Below are 22,249 nucleotides of genomic sequence, written 5' to 3'. Positions count from 1 at the left end.
TCGGGAAAGTCGAACGTCAGATGTACCAACCGCCGTTGACGCCGATCGCCTGTCCGGTGATGAAACCGGCCTGATCTGAGCACAGGAACGCCGCCGCGGCCGCGACATCGCCGGGCAGTCCCGCGCGGCGCACGGGCGTCAACGCGGCGAGATCCTCGATCGCCGGCACGAGGCCGGCCTCGACGGCTTTCTCGGCCATCGGGGTCGCGATGATCGACGGCGGAATCGTGTTGACGGTGATGCCATGTGGCGCGTACTCGAATGCCAACGCCTTGGTCAGCCCGATGACGCCGCCCTTGGACGCCACATAGTGGGCACGTTCGGGAGCGCCGGACTGGGCGCTGGAGGACGAGATCGTCACGATACGTCCCCACTGGCCGGCCTGCATGTCGCCGATGACCGACTGGGTGCAGTTGAAGGTGCCCGTGAGGTTGACCGCGATGATGCGGTCCCACTCGTCCTGCGCGATGTCCCGGTAGGGCATCTGCGATTCGATGCCGGCGCTGGTCACCAGGATCTCGATGGGGCCGAATTTCTCCCGGACCACCCCCATGGCCTTCTCCACCGCGGTCCGATCGCTCACGTCCACGGCCTGCGCGATGGCTTCGGCGCCACCCGAGCGGAGGTCGGCAGCCACCTTCTCGGCGGCCTCGACATTCTGGTCGAGGACGCCGATGCGATGTCCGGCCGCTGCGAGATGCTCGGCAACGGACTGCCCGATCCCCGAGCCCCCGCCGGTGACGACGCTGGTTCGGGTGGTGGCTGTCGCTGTGGTGCTTGTCATTTCCACGCTCTCAGGCCTTCGGGGTGAAATCGAGGTGCAGAGTGGTGAGCCCGCGCAGGATGTAGGTCGGTTCGAAGTCGTAGTGACGGTGGCCGTTGTGACCGTGGTGCTCTTCGGACACGCGGATGTCGGCCATGCGGGCCAGGAAACGCTCGACGGTGACCCGGCCCTCGATGCGGGCGAGCGGGCTGCCCGGGCACGAATGGATCCCGCGGCCGAAGGTCAGATGCTCGCGCACATTGGTGCGCTCGAGATCGAAGGTGTTCGGATCCGGGAAGTGATCGGGGTCGCGATTGGCCGCACCCGGGCAGAACATCAGGGTCGTGCCGGCGGGTACGGCGGTCTCGCCGACCGTCGTGTTCTTGCGCGCCACCCGGAAACCGCTCTTCACCGGGCTCTCCAGCCGCAGTGTCTCCTCGATGAAGATCGGGATCAGCTCCGGGTCGTCGCGCAGTCGCTGCTGGATGTCCGGTCGCTCACCGATCACACGGAGCGCGGCGCTGATCAGCTTGGTCGTGGTCTCCTGGCCCGCGGCGAAGAGGAATGTCGCGGTCCGCACCACCTCGACAACCTCGGGCGTGCTGCCGTCCTTGTACTTCGATTCGGCCAGGGCCGTGAGGACGTCGCCGCGGGGCGTCGCGCGGCGGTCCTCGATGTACTTCGTGAACTTGTCGTCGAGCCATTGCAGCGGGTTGTCGGACATGACCTCCGAGTCCATGGCGCCCGGCCGGGCGCCCTTACGCGGCGCTCCGAGAACGGTCCGGAACTCCTCGTGATCCTCCTCCGGAACGCCTAGCAGGTCGGCGATCACCAGGAGTGAGAACGGTTTTGCGAAGTCCGACATGAGTTCACACTCGCCGTTGCCCACGAACTCCTCGATGTACTCGTCGGCCAGCTTCCACATGAACTCCTCGTTCTCCTGGATACGCCGTGGCGTGAGGAGGCGGCTCAGCAGGCTGCGAGCGCGGCTGTGGTCCGGGGGGTCCATGGTCACCATGTGCTCGTGGAGGGGCAATTCGTCGCGATGCTGGTCGATGAGGTCACCGACGTCATCCCCCTCGGGCTCGAACGGCAGGCCGGGGAAGGGGCCGGTGGCGGCGAGGCAGGACGAGAACGTGGCGGGGTCCTTGAGGACGGTCACCGCCTCTGCATGTCCGGTGATCGCGAGGACGCCGAAGTGTGGCTCCTTGGTCACGGGGCACTTGCTGCGCAACTCGTCGAAGTAGGGGTATGGGTCGGGAACCAGGCTCGCGTCGGTGAAGTAATTCAGTTCGGTCAGATCGCTCACCGGAAACCTCCTGTGCGGCAACTCTCGTCAGAGAGCGGGATGCGTAAGGGCTGTGTTGGCTGGGAACTCTGGGTAAAGATGCTGAGCGAGTGCTCAGCGGGGTGTAGTACTTGTTACCACGCTCCAACGAGTGAGGTCAAGATCACATTCTCAAAATGGACATATCCCATTTCCGGTTTAGGGTGAGTTCGGGGCGCGACAGGAAAGGCGGCGAGTGTGACCGAGCGCAGATTCGGATCGGTGGAGGCCAAGAACAGGTCAATCCTGTTGGATGCGGCCGAGGCTCTCATGCTCGAAAGTGGCTATGCCGCAGTCACTTCACGGAAGGTCGCACAGACCGCCGGGCTGAAGCCGCAGCTCGTGCACTACTACTTCCGCACGATGGACGACCTGTTCTTGGAGATGTTCCGGCGCCGGGCGGAGCAGGGGCTGGAACAACAGCGGGCTCTGCTCGAGTCGCCGCAGCCGCTGTGGGCGCTGTGGCAGTTCAGCATCGACCCGTCGGTTTCCCAGTTCACGACCGAACTCCTCGCGCTGGCCAATCACCGCAAGGATCTCCGCACGGAGATCGCTCGGTACTCGGAGCAACTACGCGATCAGGCGCAGGAGGCGATCGAGAAGCTGTTACCCAGTTACGGCGTGAGCTCGCGGGAGCTGCCGGCGGAGGTGCTGATCGTGATCATCACGAGTGTGTCCCGGCTGGTGATGATGGAGAAGTGGCTCGGGTTCGAGAAGGGTCATCGCGAGACGTTCGAGTTCATCGAGGGGTACCTCCACAAGCTGGAGGGTGAGCCCCACCGGCACCACGTCATCGCGTCGATCGGTTATGGCTGAGCTGCAGACCCGACAGCACCCCCGACAGTGCGGTCCGGACGTCGTTCACCTCGACGCGCATCAGATCGTCATGTGACAGTGACTCGAGATCGCCGAGAGCGGAGAGGCGGTACTCGCGCTCCTCTTCGGCGGCCTCGATGATGTTGCGGATGAAGCGCCCGTTGCCGGCGATGTCGCTGGCCCGTCGCCGGGCCGGACCATCGCCGCGTACATCGTGGTAGAGCGGGGTACAGGCCAACTCGATCTCGGTGACCGCCTCGGGGGTGAGGAGCGAATCCCGTTTGCGCGCAATGAACTCACCGATCCGGGCCAACTCTTCGGGAGTGTAGGAGTCGAAACGCACGCGGCGTGCGAAGCGGGACGCGAGACCGTCGTTGGACGACAGGAAACGGTCGATCTCGGAGTCGTAACCGGCGATGATCACCACCAGTCGGTCGCGGTCGTCCTCCATTCGGGCGAGCAGGGTGTCGACGGCCTCCTTGCCGAACGCATCCCCGCCCGAGAGCCCCTGCTGGATCAGCGTGTAGGCCTCATCGATGAACAGCACGCCGTCCATCGCCGAGTCGATGACCGCCGACGTCTTGGGTGCGGTCGACCCGAGGTGCTCGCCGACGAGGTCGCGACGTGTCGCCTCGATCACCTTGTCCGTCTTGATGAATCCGAGCCCGCAATAGATCTTGGCGACGATCCGCGCCACTGTGGTCTTGCCCGTTCCCGGTGGGCCGGTGAAGGCGAGATGCAGGCTCCGCGCCGCGGTGTTCAGTCCGCGATCGGCTCGGACCCTTGCCAGAGTCGCGGCCGATTGTAGTTTTGCCACTTGCTCTTTGACGGAATCCAGTCCGATCTGATCGCCGAGCTCACGCTGGGCGTCGTCGACCATCTCGGCCATCTCGGGCTGTTCGGTGGTATCCGAGACGAGGGTCTCGACCGGGTCGGTGACAGACCGGGGATCCCACGGGTCGCGGCGTTCGGCGATCTCGTCGGGTGAGGTGATCACGAGGCGGAAGCTCGGTGATTTCAGCGCCTGGCCCGCGATGGAGTTCGGATTGCGGGCGTAGGCCTGCTCGAACAACGCACGGGCCTTCTCCTCCTGCCCCTGCTCGCGCAGCGCCATGCCGTGGGCGACCATCGCCTCGGTGGCGAGCGCCGGGATAGGGCCCTCGACCGCATTCTGCAGTCGTCGGATTCCCTCGCCGAACATGCCCATCTGGATGCACGCGGTGCCGGCCATGTAGTCGGCGGCGGCTTGGAGGAAGGTGTCGTTCCACCGCTCCGAGCGGCGCAGCGCGGTCAACAGATCCGTCCAGCGCTGGGTCGCCATGAACAGGGTCGCCTGCACGAATTCGACGATCGGTACACGACGAGCGGCCGGGATCTCGTCCAGCACCTCCTGGGCCCCGGCGAAGTCCTTGCCGCGCGCCAACGACGACGCGTAGGCCGCGGTCGCCTCCGTGACACCGGACAGGTGGTAACTGATGTCGCCCACCACCCAGCGCCCGGCCAGCGTGCCCTGCGGTAGCCCGAGACGCCGTTGTTCATGGCCGATGGTGCCGCGATTGCGGTACAGGGCGAGGAGGACCTCGTCGGTGTCCTCACCACCGGCCAGCCGGCCCAGCCACGCGTCGCCCATCGTCGGGTCCCATTCGCTGGCGCGGGTGAAAGCCTTGGCGGCCTGCTGTGGATTGTTGATCGGTTCCTGGCCCTCGACCGCGATGCCCAGCGACAACACGCCGAGTTCGAACAGTTGCCGCGCCTTGCGGACGTCTGCCATCTCAGGCCCCCCAGATACATGCCTCGTGCAGGCCGTCGTCGACGTCGTCGACCTGTTCGTGTCCGAAGTCAGCCTAGCGTTGGCATGAGTCACGCCACCACGCGCCCGCGATGGCGCCTCACCTACACTGGCTAGAGTGAATGCGCAGGTGGATACCGTCTCAGCCGCTGCCGGCAGCCCAGATCAACCCCAACCGTTCCGTGAACTCGGTCTCAAGGACGACGAGTACGCCCGGATCCGCGAGATCCTGGGCCGTCGGCCCACCGACGCGGAGCTCGCGATGTACTCGGTCATGTGGTCCGAGCACTGCAGCTACAAGTCGTCGAAGGTGCATCTGCGCTACTTCGGGGAGACCACCACCGACGAGATGCGGGCCGGCATGCTGGCCGGCATCGGTGAGAACGCGGGCGTCGTCGACGTCGGTGACGGCTGGGCGGTGACCTTCAAGGTGGAATCGCACAATCATCCGAGTTACGTCGAGCCCTACCAGGGCGCGGCAACCGGTGTCGGCGGCATCGTGCGCGACATCATGGCGATGGGCGCCCGTCCGATCGCGGTCATGGACCAGCTCCGCTTCGGTCCCGCCGACGCGCCCGACACCCGCCGTGTCGTCGACGGCGTGGTTCGCGGCGTGGGTGGCTACGGAAACTCGCTCGGACTGCCCAACGTCGGCGGCGAAACCGTCTTCGACGCCAGCTACGCGGGCAATCCGCTGGTCAACGCCCTGTGCGCGGGCGTGCTGCGGACCGAGGACCTGCACCTGGCCTTCGCGTCGGGAGCGGGCAACAAGATCATCCTGTTCGGTGCGCGCACCGGACTCGACGGCATCGGCGGAGTCTCGGTACTGGCGTCGGAGACCTTCGATGACGACGGCGATGGCCAGTCGGGTCCGAATCGCAAGAAGTTGCCGAGCGTGCAGGTCGGCGACCCGTTCACCGAGAAGGTGCTCATCGAGTGCTGCCTCGAGCTCTATCACGCCGGTCTGGTCGTCGGTATCCAGGACCTCGGCGGTGCCGGTCTGTCCTGCGCGACCTCCGAACTGGCCGCCGCCGGCGACGGCGGTATGCACATCGATCTGGAGAAGGTGCCCATGCGCGCCGAGGGCATGACCCCGGCCGAGGTGCTGTCGAGCGAGTCGCAGGAACGTATGTGCGCCGTGGTCACCCCCGACAACGTGGACGCGTTCCTCGAGGTCTGCAAGAAGTGGGACGTGCTGGCCACCGTGATCGGTGAGGTCACCGACGGGGATCAGCTCCAGATCACCTGGCACGGCGAGACCGTCGTCGATGTTCCGCCGCGCACCGTCGCCCACGACGGCCCGGTCTATGAGCGACCGGTGGCACGACCCGACTGGCAGGACGGGGTGATCGAGTCGACGTCCGCCCCGCTCGAGCGCCCGGACACCCCGGACACGCTGCGTGCCACGGTGCTGCAGATGCTCGGCTCGCCGGCATTGTGCAGCCGCAAGTTCATCACCGAGCAGTACGACCGGTACGTCCGCGGCAACACCGTGCTCGCCGAGAACGCCGACTCCGGCATGATCCGGATCGACGAGAGCTCGGGCCGCGGCATCGCGCTGGCCACCGACGCGTCGGGTCGCTACACCTTCCTCGATCCCTACCGCGGTGCGCAGCTCGCGCTGGCCGAGGCCTACCGGAACGTCGCGGTGTCGGGCGCAGCGCCCAAGGCGGTGACGAACTGCCTGAACTTCGGTTCTCCCGAGGACCCGGCGGTGATGTGGCAGTTCCAGCAGGCCGTGCGCGGGCTCGCCGACGGCTGCGCTCAGCTGGGCATCCCGGTGACGGGCGGCAACGTGAGCTTCTACAACCAGACCGGGTCGACTCCGATCCTGCCCACGCCGGTCGTCGGTGTGCTGGGTGTGATCGACGATGTGCATCGCCGCATCCCGACCGGGTTCGGTACCGAGCCGGGGGAGACCCTGATCCTGCTCGGATCGACCCTCGACGAGTTCGACGGCTCGATCTGGGCGCAGGTCACCCACGACCATCTCGGCGGTGTGCCGCCGCAGGTCGACCTCGAACACGAGCGCTTGCTGGCCGACATCCTGATGGCGGCCTCGCGCGACGGTCTCGTGTCCGCTGCGCACGACCTGTCCGAGGGTGGACTCATCCAGGCGGTCGTCGAATCCGCGCTCGCCGGCGAGACCGGTTGTCGCATTTTGCTTCCCGAAGATGCCGATCCGTTCGTGTGGCTGTTCTCCGAGTCGGCGGGTCGAGCCGTGGTCGCGGTGCCGCGCACCGAGGAGTCACGCTTCACGTCGATGCTCGATGCGCGCGGCATGCCGTGGGCTCGGGTCGGTGTGGTCGATCAGGGCAGCGATGCGGTGTCGGTGCAGGGTCAGTTCGAGATCCCGCTCACCGAATTGCGTGAGGTCTACGAGGGCACGCTGCCGACGTTGTTCGGCTGACGCTCGGTCGGGATCAGCACTCGGCCGGAATCAGGGCGTGCCCGCGTGCGGCACGTCCACCGAGATCGCGATGAGGCTTCCCTCGCGCGCGTTCTTACGGGCTTCCTCGTGAAAATCCGGTGCGGCACAGGCGAACAGCGTGCGTCCGTCCGATCCGCCGAGCATGCAGGCGAAGACGCCGGTGCCCACCGGGATCTCGTCGACGATGTCGCCACCCTCGACGACCCGGACGAGACGGGCGCCGAGCGCGTCGGCGATCCAGAGCGCGCCGTCGGCGTCGAGGCAGCAGCCGTCGGGCGCGACGGAGAGTTGGGGAAGCGCCTTCTCGATCTCGGTATCCGTGGGCAGCTCGCCGAACTGTGCCCACACCCGACGGTTGGTGAGGCTGCCGTCGTCGCCGATGTCGAACGCGGTGACCCGATTGCCGAAGGTCTCGTCGACCAGCAGGACCCCGGCGTCGGTGATCACGCTGCCGTTGGGGAACCACAGGTCGTCCGCGGCGACGGTGACCGACCCATCGGGATCGACCCTCAGCAGCACCGCGGTCTGCAGCGGTGCACCGCCCATGAGATCGAATCCGAACTCGCCGACGTATGCGCGACCGGATGACGGGTCGACGACCATGTCGTTGGGATGGCCGGACACGTATCCCGAGAGATCAGCGTGTGTCACCAGCTCGCCGTCGGGCTCGCGACGGAGTATCCGGGCGTCGCGCATCGAGACGATCAGGAGCCTGTCGTCGGGCAGCCAGCCCAGCCCGGACGGTTGCTGGGGCACCTCCGCCTCGACCTTGAGGTCGCTGCCGTCCGCGGCCGCCGAGCACACGCGATAGGTGTAGAAGTCCACGAACCAGATCCGTCCGGCGTGCCACCGTGGGCATTCCAGATACGCGAATCCGTCTCCGACGGTGGTGATGCCACGACGCTGGGCGTTTCCTTCGATGCTCATGATGCCTTCCTCCCGGAAGTGGTGTTTTCGAACGTCTTCCCAGTGTCGCCGATCACCTGCCGTCCACGTCGAAGATTCCGTCGAGTTCCGCGGCCGCCGAACTCGACGCTGCGCCCGTCAGCGCCGCGACCACGCCCTCCGGGTCGTCGGTCGTGATCTGGTCGGCCCGCAGTTCGATGAGCCGTCGTGCCTCCCGGACGGATTCGCCGTCGGCGCGGTAGAGCGCATAGGCGTCGATGGTGCGCGCGTGCGCGTGGAATGCCGCGATGATGTCGAATCCGCGACCATCCGCCTCGAGGATCAACCGGCGCTCGAGATAGATCATCTCGGCGCGGGGTGACGCCGTGACCGCCCGCTCGACGAAGATCGCAAAATCACCCGAGCGCAGGACCCGGTCAACGGCACCGTGATGGCAGGGGTCGTAACCGATCCGGATGCCCGGGACCGGATCGGTCAGCAGGCGCACGGCCTGGGCATCACCGCACGAGAGGATCACGTTCCGCGCAATCGGGGCGACCGCACGCGCGAAGGTGTCGATCGCTGCGGTGTCCAGCGCCTGTGCGTCCTCCTTGAAATCCAACTGCAGCAACGCGTCCGGATGAACCGCCTGCCTGTCGAGGATGTCGGCGAGGTCCTCGAGGAGCAGGACCGGCTCGTCGAGGGGAACTCCGGCGTTGGACCGCAGGAACAGCGTGCGGACGTAGGACGCCGGGAGCTCGGAGATATGGCCGGTTCCCGTGGTGGCGTGTGCGACGTCGCGGTCGTGCAGGACCGCGAATCCGCGATCGGCGTGGAGGACCAGGTCGACTTCGACACTTGCGCCGACCGCCATGCCCTCGATGATGCGGGACGTCGTGAAAGCGGGATCGTCGGCACGACGTCGCGCCCGGTGCCATTTGATCTGTGTGGTGTGGCCGTCGTGGATGACGGCCGTCGGCGCGGTTGGGTCGGTCACCTCACCGACCGTACGTGACCTCGGCAAACGAGAGGTGATCCCCGCGGAGGCCATCAGGATCGACAGAAATCACACGCCAGAATTGGAACATGTTCTACCTTGGGGTCATGACTCTTCGTGTGGTCGAGTGGTCGACCGGAACCGTGGGTAGGCATGCAATCGCCGGGATCGATGCCCGGCCTGATCTGGAACTCGTCGGGGTCTGGGTGTCCGACCCGGCCAAGGTCGGCAGGGATGCCGGCGACCTCGCCGGTCTCGATCGAGAACTCGGCGTCGTTGCGACCGACGACCGTGACGCGCTGATCGCCCTGCGGCCCGACTGCATCGTGCACACCGCGATGACCGACGATCGGATCTTCGAGGCGATCGACGATCTCATCTTCTTCGTCGAGAACGGGATCAACGTCGTGTCGAGCGGCCCGGTGGTGTTGCAATTCCCCGAGGGCATCCTGAATCGGGAGCTGCTCGACCGGATCGCGGCGGCGGGTGAATCGGGCAATGCCAGCCTGCACGTGAACGGTATCGATCCCGGTTTCGCCAATGATGTTCTGCCGTTGGCGATGACGAGTCTCTCACAGCGGATCGACGAGGTGCGTTGCCTCGAGATCGCGGACTACTCGACGTATTACCAGCCGGTGGTCATGAAGGACATCTTCGGATTCGGACAGCCGATGGATGCGACGCCGCTCCTGCTTCTGCCGGGCGTGCTGGCGATGGGCTGGGGCAGCGTGGTCCGGCAGATCGCCGCCGGACTCGGACTGACCCTGGACGAGCCGTTGGTCGAGCGTCACGATCGTGTGGCAGCGGACCGCGACTATTCGACGGTGTCCGTGGAGATCCCCGAAGGGACTGTGGCGGCACTCCATTTCGAGGTGGTCGGGCAGGTCGACGGCGTCGATCGCGTCGTCCTCGAGCACTACACCCGTACAGATCCGCAGCAGTGCCCCGAGTGGCCGAAGCCCGCCGAGGGCGACGGCTGCTACCGCATCCTCATCTCGGGTGAACCGGAGATGAAGGTCGAGTTCGCCCACCACGGCGAGCACGGCGACCACAACGTGTCGGGGATGATCGTGACGGCGATGCGGCTGGTCAATTCCGTTGCCGCCGTCGTGGATGCGAAGCCCGGACTGATCACGGCACTGGACCTGCCGATGGTGAGCGGTCGGGGGTTGGTCGCGGGGGGTTGAGAGGCCGGCCGGGCGGGTGCGGCGTGGTTTCGATACGCCTCGGGCTCGCTGCGCTCGCTCGTGGCTACTCAACCAGCGGTGGGAACTGTGCTCGCTCGTGGCTACTCAACCAGCGGTGGTGAGTAGCCACGAGCGGGAGGCGATTAGGCCTGCGCCATGTGCTTCTCGTTGTAACGGCGCTTCCATTCCTCGCGCGACCGGATCGACACGTCGACGTCGACGGCCGACCGACGCAGCGCGCCGACGTTGATCTCGTCGCGGGTGTGGTTATCGAGCGGATTCCAGTTGAAGAAGCGCGCCGAGTTCTCCCACGAGATCTGATTGATGTCGGAATCGTCGGCGCCGGCCGCCTGGAGTTCGGTCAGCATCTGTTCCGGGGCGTCCGGCCAGAAGCAGTCCGAGTGGGGGTAGTCGCACTCCCACGCGATGTTGTCGATACCGATCTCGTGACGGAGCAGCAGGGAGGTCTTGTCGGTGACATAGCAGGCCAGCGAGTGGTCCCGGAAGACCTCGCTGGGCAGCTTGTCCCCGAAGTCGCGGCGGAGCCACTTCTGGTTCGTGTAGTGCCGGTCGGAACGATCGAGATAGAAAGGTATCCAACCGATCCCGCCCTCGGAGAACGCGAACTTGAGGTCGGGATACGTGCGCATCGCCGGTCCCCAGAGAAGGTCCTGCGCGGCGAGGGCCGAGATCTGCGACGCCAGCACCATGAGGCTGTCGATGGTCGAGTCCTTGGCCAGGTTGAGCGCGCCGAACCCGGTGCCGATGTGCAGGCACATCACCAGGCCGGTCTCGGACAGGGTCTCGAACACCGGACCCCAATAGTCCAGGTCGTGGTAGCTCGGCAGTCCCTCGAGGTGGGGGAGTTCGGGCATCGTCACCGCACGGCAGCCCTTGGCCGCCACCCGTCGGATCTCCGCGCACATCGCGTCGACATTCCAGGTGGGTAGCAGTGCCAGCGGGATGAAGCGATCGGGGTAGGCGCCTGCCCACTCGTCGATGTGCCAGTCGTTGTAGGCGGACACCATCACCAGGGTGATGTCGCTCTGGTGCTGATTGAGGTGACGTGCGGAGAATCCGGCGAAGGTGGGAAAGCACATCGACGCCCAGATCCCGTTGCGGCTCATGTCCCGAACGCGCTCGTGGACGTTGTAGACGCCGGGACGCATCTCGGCGAATCCGGCCGGATCGCGGCCCCATTCCTCGGCGGGCCAGGACACCACCGCGTTGAGTCCGCTGACCCCCGCTTGCTTGCCCATGTAGATCCACTGGTCGACGCCTTTGTCGTCGGTGACGACGACGGGTGCCTGATCTCGGTATTTGTCCGGGACGTGGCGGAGGAACATGTCGGGTGGCTCCACCACGTGGTCGTCGATGCTGATGAGCACCAGGTCGTCAATGTTCATGACACTCTCCTTCGTGGCTGGTGGAGTTGCCGGTGGTTCCGGCTCTGTCTGTGTTCATCCGCGGTCTGCGGTGGTCAACCAGACCGACCGGACCGCGATGTCGCCGAGTTCCATCTCGGCGAAGCCTGTGACCGAGATGCGCATCGTCCCGGCAAACGGTCGCTTGGCGTGCACGGTCACTCCCGAGTCGAGGGTGAGGCCCACGGAACCGAAGTACTCGAGCATCGCCGGATCGGAGTCGGCGATCCGGGCCACCGTGCCGGTGTCGCCCGTCTCGCAGGTCGACAGAGGGCGCAGTGGCGGAGTCGTCATCCGACCGTCGGCGGCGGGGATGGGATCGCCGTGCGGGTCCCGGGTCGGGTGTCCCAATCGCCGGTCGATGCGCTCGATCAAGTTGTCGGAGGCGGCGTGGGCGAGGGTGTCGGCGTCATCGTGTACCTCGTGCCAGCCGTACCCGAGCTCTCGGACGAGGTAGGACTCGATGAGCCGAATACGCCGGATGATATGTGCGGCCGCCGCCTCACCCCGGCTGCTGAGTGCCACCGCACCGTAGCGTTCGTGCGTCACGAACCCTTTGTGGGCGAGCCGTCGGACGGCATCGGATGCGGTCGACGGCGAGACACCGACGCGCTCCGCGATCCTCTTGGTGGTGACCGGATCCGGATCCCACTCGCTCGCGTCCCAGATCGCTTTCAGATACTGCCGGGACGCGGCCGTCACATCCCCGAGCGGGTCCCATGGACCGCCGTCGGGTGTGATGCTGGCCGGATGCATGGCCCCAGAATAGCATCGTGATCTCGCTTGCGGAGAATCTTATTCTCACCCTGTTGGGTCCGAAGTTCGCCGCGGCGCAGCGTGACTGTCGAGTTCACGGAGGTCGGCGTGCAGTTCGCGTTCGGGTCGCCGCGGTCGTGGCGGCGGACCTGCCGCATGCGGCGGTATTGGCATTCTCATTTTCTGCAAGTATCGTATCCGCTGATGGAACCACAGACTGAGACAGCCTCCGGCATCCCGCTGGACACTGCCTATGGGCCCAACCCCGACTCCGCGGTCCCCCCGTCGCCGGGGGAGTACCCGTTCACCCGGGGGAACTTTCCGACGGGTTACCGGGGGAGGTTGTGGACCTTCCGGCAGTACTCCGGATTCGGTACTGCCGAAGAATCGAATCGCCGCTACCGGTACCTGCTCGACCAGGGCGGCACCGGCCTCTCGGTCGCGCTCGACCTGCCGTCGCAATGCGGGTACGACTCGGATGATCCGGAGTACGGCGAGGAGGTCGGCCGTGTCGGTTGCGCGGTCGACACCCTGGCCGACGCCGAGATCCTGTTCGACCAGATCCCGCTCGACAAGATCAGCACCAGCTTCACCATCAACGGGACCGCCGCCATCCTGCTGGCCATGTATGTCGCGGCGGCGGAACGCAAGGGCGTGCCGAGGGAGAAACTGACCGGCACGATCCAGAACGACATCCTCAAGGAATACGCCTCACGAGGGACGTGGATCTGGCCGCCCGAACCATCGCTCCGGCTGATCGCGGACACCATCGAGTTCTGTGCGGCCGAGGTGCCGAGGTTCAACGCGATCTCGGTGGCGGGCGCGCACTTCCGCGACGCCGGCGCCAATGCCGTGCAGGAGATGGCCTTCACGCTTGCGGACGGGGTGACGTACTGCGACACGGTCGTCGAGCGCGGGCGGATGACGATCGACCAGTTCGCGCCCCAGATCTCCTTCTTCTTCTACACCCACGGCGACTTCTTCGAAGAGATCGCCAAGTATCGTGCCGGGCGACGTCGCTGGGCGACGATCGTCCGCGAGCGTTACGGGGCGACCACCGACAAGGCCGCGATGTTCCGGTTCGGCTGTGTTGCCGGCGGGGCATCGCTGTATGCGCCACAGGCACAGAACAATCTGGTGCGTGTCGCCTACGAGGCGATGGCCTCGGTCCTCGGGGGCGTCCAGTCGATGTTCACCGCGGCCTGGGACGAGCCTTTCGCCCTGCCGAGTGAGGAATCGGCGACGATGGCACTACGGACGCAACAGATCCTCGCCTACGAGACGGGGGTCGCCCGGGTCGCCGATCCGCTCGGTGGTTCGTATTTCGTCGAGTCGCTGACCGACGTCACGGAGGAGCGCATCATCGAGATCATGTCCGACCTCGAGGCGCACGGCGGCATGGTCCGGGCGATCGAGGAAGGCTACCTGCAAGGGCTGATCGCCGACGAGGCCTACCGGATTCACCAAGAGGTCGAGGGCGGTGAGCGTCCGGTGGTGGGGGTCAACAGATTTGTGGCAGACGAGCCGGCCCCGGAGATCGCCACCTATGAGCTCGATGCCCAGGGGCGGGAGACGCAGCTGAAGCGTCTCGCCAAGGTCAAGGCCGAACGAAACGCGAACGACGTGGCGAACACCCTGGCCGCATTGTCGCGGGGAGCAGAAGGAGACGAGAATCTGATGCATCGCCTGATCGACTGCGCGAACGCGTATTGCACCGTCGGAGAAATGGTGTCGACACTCAAGGGTGTGTGGGGCGAGTTCCAGCAACCGGTGGTGTTCTGATGACCGCCCGCATCCTGGTCGCCAAACCGGGTCTCGACGGCCATGATCGCGGCGCCAAGATCGTCGCCCGGACGTTGCGCGACGCCGGTTTCGAGGTCATCTACACCGGCATCCGGCAGCGGATCGAGGACATCGTCTCGATCGCGCTGCACGAAGATGTCGCGGTGGTCGGCCTGAGCATCCTGTCCGGCGCGCATGTGGCCTTGACGCGGCGAACCGTCGATGCCCTGCGAGCGGCCGACGCGGGAGACATCGCCGTCGTGGTCGGCGGCACCATCCCGCAGTCCGACGTCGACACGCTCCTCGAAGCCGGTGCCGCGGCGGTATTTCCGACCGGAACGCCGCTCGAGCAATTGGTCACCGACGTTCGTGCTCTCACCGCGACCACGACTCCGTCGTGACCACACTTACCTGACCATCGTGAGACCCTTGGAGGAAACGTGCGCGTCGGAGTGATGATCGGACCCGAGCGGGGCGATTCAGCCCGCAAGGTCGATCGGATGATGAAAGACATCGAGTGGGCCGAGTCGGCAGGGATGGACACGGCGTGGATTCCGCAGGTGCCAACTGACTTCGATGCGCTGATCACGATCGCGTTGATGGGCGCGCGCACATCGCGGATCGAACTCGGTACGGCGGTGGTTCCGCTGCAGGCACAGCATCCGATTGCGTTGGCCCGACAGGCATTGTCGGCGCACGCGGCCTCGGCCGGGCGGTTGGCGCTCGGGGTGGGGCCGTCGCATCACTGGATCGTGGCGGACATGCTCGGCCTTCCATACGAGAAGCCGGCCCGATTCACCCGCGACTACCTCGAGGTCCTGGACCAGGCGTTGCACGGTCCGGGGCCGGTCGATGTGGAGAACGGTTCGTTCACGGTGCACAACCCGCTCGAACTCGGTCCGGTCGCACCCATGCCCGTGTTCTTGGCGGCACTCGGCCCGGTCATGCTGCGCCTCGCGGGAGAGCGGGCCGACGGCACCATCCTCTGGATGGCCGACGAACGGGCGATCGCCGAGCACATCGCACCGGGCATCAACAAGGCTGCCGACGGTGCGGGCCGTCCGGCGCCGCGCATCGTCGCGGGTGTGCCCGTGTGTCTGTGTCGTCCGTCGGAGGTCGACGAGGCCCGGTCGCGGGCGAATCGCATTCTCGCCGAGGCGGAGTTCTCGCCGAACTATCAGAAATTACTCGAACGTGGCGATGCCCGTGATGTCGGTGATCTGTGCGTGGCCGGCGACGAGGACGCGATCCTCGCACGCTTCCGGGACTTCGAGAAGGCCGGTGTCACCGACATCTCGATGCGGCTACTACCGATCGGTGACACCCGTGACGAACTCGTCGCGTCCAAGTACAAGACACGCGAGGTCATGGCCGAGTTGGCAAAGGAACTGCGGTGACATCCGGTCCCCTGGCCGGCATTCGGATCCTCGAAGTGGGCACGATGCTGGCCGGGCCCTATGCCACGATGACGCTCGCCGACCTCGGGGCCGAGGTGATCAAGATCGAGCCGGCCACCGGGGAGATCTCCCGGCAGGTGAGTGACTCCTACTTCGCGAGTCTGAATCGCGGGAAACGCAGTGTGTGCCTGGATCTCACTGTCGACGAGGGGCGCGCGCGACTCGGCGAAATGGTCGCCGGGGCCGACGCGTTGCTCGTCAACCTCAAACCATCCGCGATCCATCGCCTCGGCCTCACGTACGAGCGGCTCCGTGAGTTCAACGAGCGGATCGTGTGCGTCGCCATCACCGGATACGGTCTGCATGGCGGCGACGATCCGGCCTTCGACTACGTGATCCAGGCCGCCACCGGTGTTGCTGCACTCACCGGTGATCCAGAAGGCCCGCCCACGCTTCCCGGATATTCGTCGGCGGACAACTCCACCGGACTCACCGCCGCCCTCGGGCTGCTGGCCCAGATCGTGTCGGGGCGTGGTGGGCAGATCGATGTGTCCCTGCGCGACGTGATGCTGTCCCAGTTGAACTATCACGCATCGGCCTACCTCAACACCGGGACCGAGCCGGTTCGTCGAGCCGGCGGCGCGCACTCGTACTACGTGCCGGCGCAGATGTTCCCGACGGCCGAGGGATACATCGCGCTGTTCATCACCCATGACGGCTTCTGGCGAGCGTTCGCCAACGAGGCCGGGATCGACGGCTTCTGGCGGATGGCCGAGCGTGCCGCCCGTCGTGACGAGGTCCTCTCGGTGGTCACCTCGGCGTTGGCCGCCGATTCCGCGGCGAATTGGGAGAAGAGGCTCAAACCGCTCGGTATCCCGATAGCGGCGGTTCGCACTCTGCCCGAGGCGTTGGCGCAGACCCCGGAGGTGGTGGTCGAGGCCGGTGGATTCCGGACCATCCGCTGCCCGATCACCATGTCGGATCATGTTCCCGAGTACCGGCCCGCCCCGAGCCTGGGGGAGATGCAAGTCTGAGGGTTCGGCAGCGTCGACCAGAACAGTGGGTGTTCGGTGGTAGGTGACGTGCGGTTATTCTTCGTCCAACATCAGTCTCTCGCGCAGTCGAGTAGACGGTCTCGAGCCTTCGCCTTCCCCTCGCCGCGCCGTTCCGGTCAATGTGGCCCCTGTCGTCTTAGCGACCTGACGGCCCCCGGCCGCCGCGCGGTCGGATGGCGGTGGACCTCACGGAGAGGTATCGACTGACTCCTGACGGAGGACCGGTTGGGGCGCCAGACCACTGTAGGCCGCCCTCGATTGCGATGACGCCGAGCGGAATCCGATTCGGCCGCCATCAGGTCGTGAACATCGTCGTCGATCTCGAGTTCGAGGGAATTGAACATCCGGGCGATGGTGTCGTAGGCGCCGACGGTGAAGATCACGTCGAGGATCTGCTGCTCGTCCAATTCTGACGCGAGGACCTGCCAGGTCGACTTGCTGATCCCGCCCTCGGTGATGAGTTCGTCGACCGTACGCAACAATGTGGCGTCGATCGTGCACCGGAACGGGGCAGAAGGTCCGTAGGCGATACAGCAGATCTCTCGTCGCGCAGGCCCGCATCCCGCGCCATAAGAGGTGGCACATCTAGTCACGCGTTTCCATCGGCCGGTACCGACGGGTAGGGACCTGCTGGTCAGGTCCCGCCACAGCCGGGTCGATGCTCGAAAGGCATTCGCGGAGGGGGAGTTGTGGGACGGCGACGATCTGTGCGTGAGCGCAAACGGACTGTTCGTGGTGGAACGGCAGCGGTCAGATGAGGAGTGATGTGAACCAGACCGGCCCGACCGACCCGCTCCAGTCTGCCGCCGCGGGATTACGTCGGATCACCGATCTGCTGCTCCGGGTTGACGAGGATGACCCGGCCTTCCCGCGGGCCGGTGAGGAGCTCGACGCGATCGCCGATCTCCTCGAATCGGATCGCGCGCAAGGATCGGTGGGGTGCGACACGGGTCCCGTGGCCGGCCGGTACAACGCGCTGGCTCCACGCCTGGAAGTCGAGGTGACCGACGGCCATGCCTCGGCGACGGTTGCACTGGGGCTTGCCTACCAGGGGCCGCGGTCGCTGGTACACGGCGGGGTCTCGGCGTTGCTGATCGCACACCTGCTGCGAGCAGCGGGTTCCGCCACGGACGCAGACGCAGGGTGCGAGATCGCGGAGTTGTCGGTCCGCTACCACCGTCCGCTGCCGCTGTTCGAGACCCTGTTCATCATTTCCTGTCGGACCGACAGCGATGGACGCCCGGTGGTGGGCGGAGGGGGAGATCCGCGCCGACGGCGATACCGCCGTCTCGGCATCCGCCTCCCTCGTCGCGGCGCCGCGAGAGTGATCGTCGGGGCCGACCACCTCGGGGCGTCCGGGACGGTATGGTCACTTCCGTTTCTTGCGCCGCTGTGTCCGAGGCGTCTTCCGTTGCTCGACCGAATCCACATACGCTTCAAGAGCGTCGACGACATCGGCGTGATCCGTCGTGATGCCCACACCTTTCTCGAGGGTGAGCAGCTTCGGGATGCCGGCGATCAACGTGACGAGTGCCCCGGCCGACGGCTTCCGGTCGATCGCACCGGTCGCGGCGAAATGCGCTGCGAGAGCATCTCGCTGGATTCCACGGATCTGTTCGGTCACTCGCGCGATCTCCTCGCCGATCGTCTTACGGTGATTCCCAAGTGCGAGGAACTCTGTGACGAGTGCCCCTGTGGCCTCCTCCCAACTGAAGTCCCACAGGACGTGTAGCGGCTCGTCGGGCCGTGCCTGAAGGGCGTCGGTGAGGCGCTGGAGGTTCTCATCCGTCCGTCGCCGAATCGCGACGAGAAAGATGGAATCGAGCGTGGGAAAGTAGTACTGGACCAGGCTGGGAGTTACCCCCGCCTTGGCGGCGAGGGCCCGGTATGTGACGCTGGGATATCCCTCCTCCGCCATCAACGTCTCCACACAGTCGAGGATGTTCTCCCTCGTCTTCGACGTCTCGGTGCCTACCCGCCGAGGAGTTGCTGCCATGTGTCCAAACCTCGCTTCTCCGAAAATTGTCCGCAGAGTTTCATTTTGGCATCCCGACGCTACTGTACGACTGCATAGTGTCAATCAACCGACGGTGGGAAGCTCCGACTCGTGTCGGGTGTGGGTCCCCGATGCCGCTCCGAATGTGAACAAGGAGAGAGACGTGAGCCTCGAAGCCACGTTGGAGACCCTGCAGGCAGATGTCCACTACTTCAAGGACCGCGCCGAGGTCCTTGACGTCGTGGCGCGCCACGCCGATAGATGTGACCGTGACGACGTCGATCTCATCATGGCGGCCAATCACGAGTACAGGGTCGACGAGCACGCATGCGGAAACGTCTCGGGTTCACACCCCATGACACCACCACCCACTCGTGTGAGATCGATGGTGACACGGCGCATGCCGAGATCTACGTGATCGTTGTACTCATCGGAAGTGATGGAAAGACGGCAAAGTTCATCAGTGGTCGGTACCTCGACGGGCTCGAGCTTCGTGAGGGTCAGTGGCGGATCGTGGTCCGCCGCTCGACCGTGGAAGCGATGTTCCTCGGTGAAGCCCGCGTGCTGAACTCGTCATTCTTCCCGACCTCGCCCGCTGGTGACCCGATCCGCGTCAGAGGGTCGCGCCGACCTTCGCGGTCGTCCTCCGCCGCGCAACTCAGTCCTCCGTCGTGGCCACCCCTGTCGGCAACATGGGCGATGCGATCGCCCGTCGCAGATCCTCATCGAGTTCGACGTCGAGGCTCGCGAGCATCCAGGCCACGGTCGAGAAGGCGCCGGCGGTGAAGATGACGTCCAGAATCTGCTGTTCGTTCAGGGACTCTGTCAGGACTGCCCATGTCTGATCCGCGATGAGACCGTCATGTACGAGTTCGTCCACGGCACGCAACAGGTTCGATTCCGCTTGGTTCCACACGGGGGCGTCGGGACCCCAAGCGATCCAGGCGATCTCGGAATCGGATATTCCGGCGTCACGCGCCATGAAGGTGTGCTGCGCCCATTCGTAGCTCGACGTGCGCAGCGCGGCCACGCGGAGGATGACCAGCTCCCGTTGACGTTCGGTGAGACTGGTGGCCAGTAGGAGGTGGGCGTTGAGGGTGCATACCGCTGTGGCCAGGCGTGGGTTGTGCGCCAGTGTGGAGAAGATGTTCCGGCCACTGGGGCGGCCCTCGGAGGTGAGGGAATACCGCTGCGCAGGTGGTGTCATGGCCTTCATTGCGTAGCGCATCTCGGACGGCCACTTGTCGGTTGGTACGGGGTCGATCCGTGGCATTCTTGGTCCTCTCACGTCGGCGGCACTGACGAAGCGCCCGGCATCCCGAGCTGAAATCGCCTTGTTTCCAACATTTGTGGGCTCTTTTTATCCGGGTCTTGCGCTTCAGGAACCGGGTGAACTATACAAGTGTACAACTAAGTGTGACCGGCCGCACAGTAGGAGGAGTTCGCCAGTGGACGACCCCTACCCGTACTTCGATGCCATGCGGTCCCGCTGCCCGGTTCACCCGGTACCTCATCCGGGGGTCATTGCGGTGACCGGCTATGACGAAGCGTTTCAGGTCTATCACGACTCGGCCACCTACTCGTCGTGCAATTCCGTAGGCGGTCCGTTCCCGCAGGTGCTCCCCGTGTCGGAGGACGTCACCGATGTCACCGAGATGATCATCGAGCGCTCGCGCGACCAGTGGCCGTTCAGCGAGTTCATGGCGGGTTCCGGCAGGTGGCCGAGCGTACGGCAAAATCGTGACGCCGCGATCGACCTGGTCGCCACCGCGATGGCCGCGGACTCCGCCACGAATTGTCAAGAACAACTGCGTAAGTGGGGTATACCCGCTGCGGCGGGTGCGCGCCATGCCGGAAGAGCCCGACGTCACCCCGGAGGCGGTGGTCGCGGTCGGCCCGCGCCGCGCCGTGGGATGTCCGATACACGTGGACGGATTCGAGCCAGACTACACCCGCGGCGACGCTCGGTGAGATGAACGCACCGACGAGCTGAGAGGGATGCCCGCCGATGCGCTCATCGGTGCCGGTGAAGGATCTCGGCACCGGTCGGTGATCAGCTCTCGGTGACGACCTCGAGAAAGCGCATGACCGGGGGCGGGTCCATCTGCATGGCATCGCTCATGGTGAAGCCGCCGTTGCGAAATGCTGTGAAGAGCCCTCGGGCAGCATCTTTCAGATCGGTGCCGTCGATCTCGTAGAGGGAGACGAGCGTGCCGTCGTCATCGATCGGACGCAAGCGCCGTCCGGAGACGAAGCCATCGAGCTTCAGCACCTCCGGCATGTGCACCTCGTCGTACCAATGGCTGAACTCCTCGGCGCGGGCCGGCGAGCTCGGACGACCTTCGACCATCAGAATGCCTTTGGGCATGTGTGATTCCTTTCTCGGGGTTGCGGTGACGTCGTGCGACGGATGTCGCGACGGACGAACGGCCGGATGTTCAGGCCTCGTAATCGACGACGGTCGTCTCGGTGTCGGGGACCGCCTGGCAGGTCAGCACGTAACCGTCCTCGATCTCGTCGTCCTCGAGGGCGTCGTTGACCCGCATGGTGGCGGTTCCTTCGTCCAGGTGTGCCATGCAGGTCGCGCAGTTGCCCGCCTCGCAGGAGAACGGCGGGGTCAATCCGGCCCGCCGTCCCGTTTCCAGCAGCGTCTCGTTCGGCTGCCGGTCGACGGTGACCTTTTTGCGTCCGAGTTTGATGGTGATGGTCCCGGTGAGACTCTTCGTGTCGTCGGATGCTGTGTGGTCGGTTTCGGGCGCCTCTGACTCCGATTCACGCGATTCCGCCTCGTCGGACTCTGCGACGTCGGACACTGCGACGTCGGACTCTGCGATCGGCAGCGCCGCGACGGCGCCGAAGCGTTCGATGTGGACGGATGCGCCTGCGGGCAGGACCGCTTCCACGAGGTCCATGAACGGCTCCGGGCCGCACACATAGAAGTCTGCGTCGAGATCGTCGCCGATGAAGTCGCGGACGGCCGATTCGGTGAGGAAGCCGTTCTGCTCGTCGAGGCTGCGAACCACCGAGAGTCGCCCCGGGTGGCGCTTTTCGAGGTCGGCCATGCCAGAGTCGAAGATGATCGCCTCCCGGTCGCGGTCGGCGCAGAGCAACCGCACCGGACGGTCGGTGGTTGCGAGGGCGGTCTTGGCGATCGAGTAGATCGGCGTGACACCGCTCCCGCCGCTGAAGGCGACTATCGGGGTGGTGTTCTCGGTGAGGCAGAAGAGGCCGGCGGGGCGGGACATGTCGATGACGTCGCCCTCGCCGAGATTGTCCAGGAGCCAGTTCGACACCCGCCCGCCCGCCACCCGCTTGACGGTGGTCGCCAACTCGTCATCTGTCTCAGGGGAGCTGGACATGGAGTAGGAGCGATAGAGCTCCTCGCCGTCGACGGTCACGCGGAAGGTGCAGAACTGTCCTGCCTTGTAGGTCACCGGGCCCGTCTCCGGAGCGAGCACGTAGGTACGTGCGTCGTCGGTCTCCTTGACGACCCGCGTCACGGTCGCTTGCTGGAACAGTGGTGGTCTCGCCACGGTCCATCCTCTCGGTATTGAGATTCTGCCTCTGTGAGAACTATATTCTCTCATTGAGGTACGATCTTCTCAAGGTGCTTGTGGGAGATCCCGGTGATTCGACCGGAATCT

Annotated in this window: 21 protein-coding genes and 1 pseudogene; 9 read left to right on the top strand and 13 right to left on the bottom strand. The window is 65.5% G+C overall.

Annotated features, from left to right (window positions below; translation table 11 throughout):
* Positions 1-16: 16 nt before the first annotated feature.
* Positions 17-784, bottom strand: coding sequence for an SDR family NAD(P)-dependent oxidoreductase (locus ACPXCG_RS04375; RefSeq protein ID WP_425789430.1), 768 nt, complete (start codon positions 782-784; stop codon positions 17-19).
* Positions 785-794: 10 nt separating this feature from the next.
* Positions 795-2,072: a cytochrome P450 gene (locus ACPXCG_RS04370; protein ID WP_425789428.1), complete on the bottom strand. Its 1,278-nt coding sequence runs from the start codon at positions 2,070-2,072 to the stop codon at positions 795-797.
* Between the two features lie 216 nt (positions 2,073-2,288).
* On the opposite strand from ACPXCG_RS04370, the gene ACPXCG_RS04365 reads away from it, so the two are divergent.
* The gene (locus tag ACPXCG_RS04365) at positions 2,289-2,906 is read left to right on the top strand and encodes a TetR/AcrR family transcriptional regulator (RefSeq protein ID WP_425789427.1); all 618 of its coding nucleotides are present in this window, start codon (positions 2,289-2,291) and stop codon (positions 2,904-2,906) included.
* Here the strand turns inward: ACPXCG_RS04365 and eccA are convergent.
* Entirely contained in the window at positions 2,881-4,677 is a 1,797-nt protein-coding gene (gene eccA / locus ACPXCG_RS04360; RefSeq protein WP_425789425.1) for a type VII secretion AAA-ATPase EccA, read from the bottom strand. The two genes, ACPXCG_RS04365 and eccA, sit on opposite strands and share 26 nt — an antisense overlap.
* A gap of 136 nt (positions 4,678-4,813) precedes the next feature.
* Between eccA and purL the strand changes: the two genes are divergently transcribed.
* A complete protein-coding gene (gene purL, locus ACPXCG_RS04355) occupies positions 4,814-7,105 on the top strand; it encodes a phosphoribosylformylglycinamidine synthase subunit PurL (protein WP_425789423.1) in 2,292 nt (763 codons plus the stop codon).
* A 30-nt stretch (positions 7,106-7,135) separates the two neighbouring features.
* Here the strand turns inward: purL and ACPXCG_RS04350 are convergent, their stop codons facing one another.
* On the bottom strand, positions 7,136-8,053 hold the full coding sequence (locus ACPXCG_RS04350) for an SMP-30/gluconolactonase/LRE family protein (RefSeq protein ID WP_425789421.1): 918 nt from the start codon (positions 8,051-8,053) through the stop codon (positions 7,136-7,138).
* Positions 8,054-8,105: 52 nt separating this feature from the next.
* The gene (locus tag ACPXCG_RS04345) at positions 8,106-9,062 is read right to left on the bottom strand and encodes a glycerophosphodiester phosphodiesterase (RefSeq protein WP_425789419.1); all 957 of its coding nucleotides are present in this window, start codon (positions 9,060-9,062) and stop codon (positions 8,106-8,108) included.
* 53 nt (positions 9,063-9,115) lie between these two features.
* Here ACPXCG_RS04345 and ACPXCG_RS04340 point away from each other — a divergent pair, with 53 nt between their 5' ends.
* Positions 9,116-10,195 carry a diacylglycerol kinase gene (locus ACPXCG_RS04340; protein ID WP_425789417.1) on the top strand — a complete coding sequence of 360 codons (1,080 nt, stop codon included), beginning with the start codon at positions 9,116-9,118 and terminating at the stop codon, positions 10,193-10,195.
* A gap of 143 nt (positions 10,196-10,338) precedes the next feature.
* Here ACPXCG_RS04340 and ACPXCG_RS04335 read toward each other — a convergent pair whose 3' ends face one another.
* Entirely contained in the window at positions 10,339-11,601 is a 1,263-nt protein-coding gene (locus tag ACPXCG_RS04335) for an amidohydrolase family protein (RefSeq protein ID WP_425789415.1), read from the bottom strand.
* A gap of 54 nt (positions 11,602-11,655) precedes the next feature.
* Positions 11,656-12,375, bottom strand: coding sequence for a metal-dependent transcriptional regulator (locus tag ACPXCG_RS04330; RefSeq protein WP_425789413.1), 720 nt, complete (start codon positions 12,373-12,375; stop codon positions 11,656-11,658).
* A gap of 204 nt (positions 12,376-12,579) precedes the next feature.
* Between ACPXCG_RS04330 and ACPXCG_RS04325 the strand changes: the two genes are divergently transcribed.
* From ACPXCG_RS04325 to ACPXCG_RS04310, 4 genes are read left to right on the top strand one after another with little or no spacing between them, the layout of a single operon-like run.
* Positions 12,580-14,157, top strand: a complete 1,578-nt coding sequence (locus ACPXCG_RS04325; protein WP_425789411.1) for a methylmalonyl-CoA mutase family protein — start codon at positions 12,580-12,582, stop codon at positions 14,155-14,157.
* On the top strand, positions 14,157-14,558 hold the full coding sequence (locus ACPXCG_RS04320; protein WP_425789409.1) for a cobalamin B12-binding domain-containing protein: 402 nt from the start codon (positions 14,157-14,159) through the stop codon (positions 14,556-14,558). The genes ACPXCG_RS04325 and ACPXCG_RS04320 overlap by 1 nt, the downstream gene beginning before the upstream one ends.
* Positions 14,559-14,597: 39 nt before the next feature.
* Positions 14,598-15,554 (top strand): LLM class F420-dependent oxidoreductase, encoded by a 957-nt coding sequence (locus tag ACPXCG_RS04315; RefSeq protein WP_425789407.1) that lies wholly within the window; start codon positions 14,598-14,600, stop codon positions 15,552-15,554.
* Positions 15,551-16,588, top strand: a complete 1,038-nt coding sequence (locus ACPXCG_RS04310) for a CaiB/BaiF CoA transferase family protein (protein ID WP_425789405.1) — start codon at positions 15,551-15,553, stop codon at positions 16,586-16,588. Before ACPXCG_RS04315 ends, ACPXCG_RS04310 begins: the two co-directional genes overlap by 4 nt.
* A gap of 137 nt (positions 16,589-16,725) precedes the next feature.
* Here the strand turns inward: ACPXCG_RS04310 and ACPXCG_RS04305 are convergent, their stop codons facing one another.
* On the bottom strand, positions 16,726-17,088 hold the full coding sequence (locus ACPXCG_RS04305; RefSeq protein WP_425789403.1) for a hypothetical protein: 363 nt from the start codon (positions 17,086-17,088) through the stop codon (positions 16,726-16,728).
* 97 nt (positions 17,089-17,185) lie between these two features.
* Between ACPXCG_RS04305 and ACPXCG_RS04300 the strand changes: the two genes are divergently transcribed.
* Complete coding sequence (locus tag ACPXCG_RS04300) at positions 17,186-17,374, top strand: PaaI family thioesterase (RefSeq protein WP_425789401.1); 189 nt, start codon at positions 17,186-17,188, stop codon at positions 17,372-17,374.
* Positions 17,375-17,423: 49 nt separating this feature from the next.
* On the opposite strand, the gene ACPXCG_RS04295 is transcribed toward ACPXCG_RS04300, so the two are convergent.
* A complete protein-coding gene (locus ACPXCG_RS04295; protein ID WP_425789399.1) occupies positions 17,424-17,624 on the bottom strand; it encodes a hypothetical protein in 201 nt (66 codons plus the stop codon).
* A 354-nt stretch (positions 17,625-17,978) separates the two neighbouring features.
* The gene (locus ACPXCG_RS04290) at positions 17,979-18,605 is read right to left on the bottom strand and encodes a TetR/AcrR family transcriptional regulator (RefSeq protein ID WP_425789397.1); all 627 of its coding nucleotides are present in this window, start codon (positions 18,603-18,605) and stop codon (positions 17,979-17,981) included.
* Positions 18,606-18,932: 327 nt separating this feature from the next.
* Between ACPXCG_RS04290 and ACPXCG_RS04285 the strand changes: the two are divergent.
* Positions 18,933-19,070: pseudogene (locus tag ACPXCG_RS04285) on the top strand (hypothetical protein); the annotation flags it as partial.
* Between the two features lie 193 nt (positions 19,071-19,263).
* Here the strand turns inward: ACPXCG_RS04285 and ACPXCG_RS04280 are convergent.
* From ACPXCG_RS04280 to ACPXCG_RS04270, 3 genes are all read right to left on the bottom strand, one after another.
* Positions 19,264-19,878, bottom strand: a complete 615-nt coding sequence (locus ACPXCG_RS04280; RefSeq protein ID WP_425789395.1) for a carboxymuconolactone decarboxylase family protein — start codon at positions 19,876-19,878, stop codon at positions 19,264-19,266.
* A gap of 780 nt (positions 19,879-20,658) precedes the next feature.
* Positions 20,659-20,973 carry a hypothetical protein gene (locus tag ACPXCG_RS04275; protein WP_425789393.1) on the bottom strand — a complete coding sequence of 105 codons (315 nt, stop codon included), beginning with the start codon at positions 20,971-20,973 and terminating at the stop codon, positions 20,659-20,661.
* 70 nt (positions 20,974-21,043) lie between these two features.
* A complete protein-coding gene (locus tag ACPXCG_RS04270; protein ID WP_425789391.1) occupies positions 21,044-22,138 on the bottom strand; it encodes a 2Fe-2S iron-sulfur cluster-binding protein in 1,095 nt (364 codons plus the stop codon).
* Between the last annotated feature and the right edge of the window lie 111 nt (positions 22,139-22,249).

It is taken from the genome of Gordonia sp. DT218 (assembly GCF_049847105.1).
In the GTDB taxonomy this organism is placed as follows: domain Bacteria; phylum Actinomycetota; class Actinomycetes; order Mycobacteriales; family Mycobacteriaceae; genus Gordonia.
This window is presented reverse-complemented; position numbering and strand designations above follow the sequence as displayed.

Bases quoted from the DNA above. Each gene is read 5' to 3' on its own strand.
- ACPXCG_RS04280 (WP_425789395.1), bottom strand. From the start codon at position 19,878: ATGCCACGGATCGACCCCGTACCAACCGACAAGTGGCCGTCCGAGATG.
- ACPXCG_RS04345 (WP_425789419.1), bottom strand. From the start codon at position 9,062: ATGGCCTCCGCGGGGATCACCTCTCGTTTGCCGAGGTCACGTACGGTC.
- ACPXCG_RS04330 (WP_425789413.1), bottom strand. From the start codon at position 12,375: ATGCATCCGGCCAGCATCACACCCGACGGCGGTCCATGGGACCCGCTC.
- ACPXCG_RS04290 (WP_425789397.1), bottom strand. From the start codon at position 18,605: ATGGCAGCAACTCCTCGGCGGGTAGGCACCGAGACGTCGAAGACGAGG.
- ACPXCG_RS04340 (WP_425789417.1), top strand. From the start codon at position 9,116: ATGACTCTTCGTGTGGTCGAGTGGTCGACCGGAACCGTGGGTAGGCAT.
- ACPXCG_RS04335 (WP_425789415.1), bottom strand. From the start codon at position 11,601: ATGAACATTGACGACCTGGTGCTCATCAGCATCGACGACCACGTGGTG.
- ACPXCG_RS04295 (WP_425789399.1), bottom strand. From the start codon at position 17,624: ATGGCCGTCGGTCACCTCGACTTCCAGGCGTGGAGCCAGCGCGTTGTA.
- ACPXCG_RS04275 (WP_425789393.1), bottom strand. From the start codon at position 20,973: ATGCCCAAAGGCATTCTGATGGTCGAAGGTCGTCCGAGCTCGCCGGCC.
- ACPXCG_RS04325 (WP_425789411.1), top strand. From the start codon at position 12,580: ATGGAACCACAGACTGAGACAGCCTCCGGCATCCCGCTGGACACTGCC.
- ACPXCG_RS04320 (WP_425789409.1), top strand. From the start codon at position 14,157: ATGACCGCCCGCATCCTGGTCGCCAAACCGGGTCTCGACGGCCATGAT.
- eccA (WP_425789425.1), bottom strand. From the start codon at position 4,677: ATGGCAGACGTCCGCAAGGCGCGGCAACTGTTCGAACTCGGCGTGTTG.
- ACPXCG_RS04350 (WP_425789421.1), bottom strand. From the start codon at position 8,053: ATGAGCATCGAAGGAAACGCCCAGCGTCGTGGCATCACCACCGTCGGA.
- ACPXCG_RS04375 (WP_425789430.1), bottom strand. From the start codon at position 784: ATGACAAGCACCACAGCGACAGCCACCACCCGAACCAGCGTCGTCACC.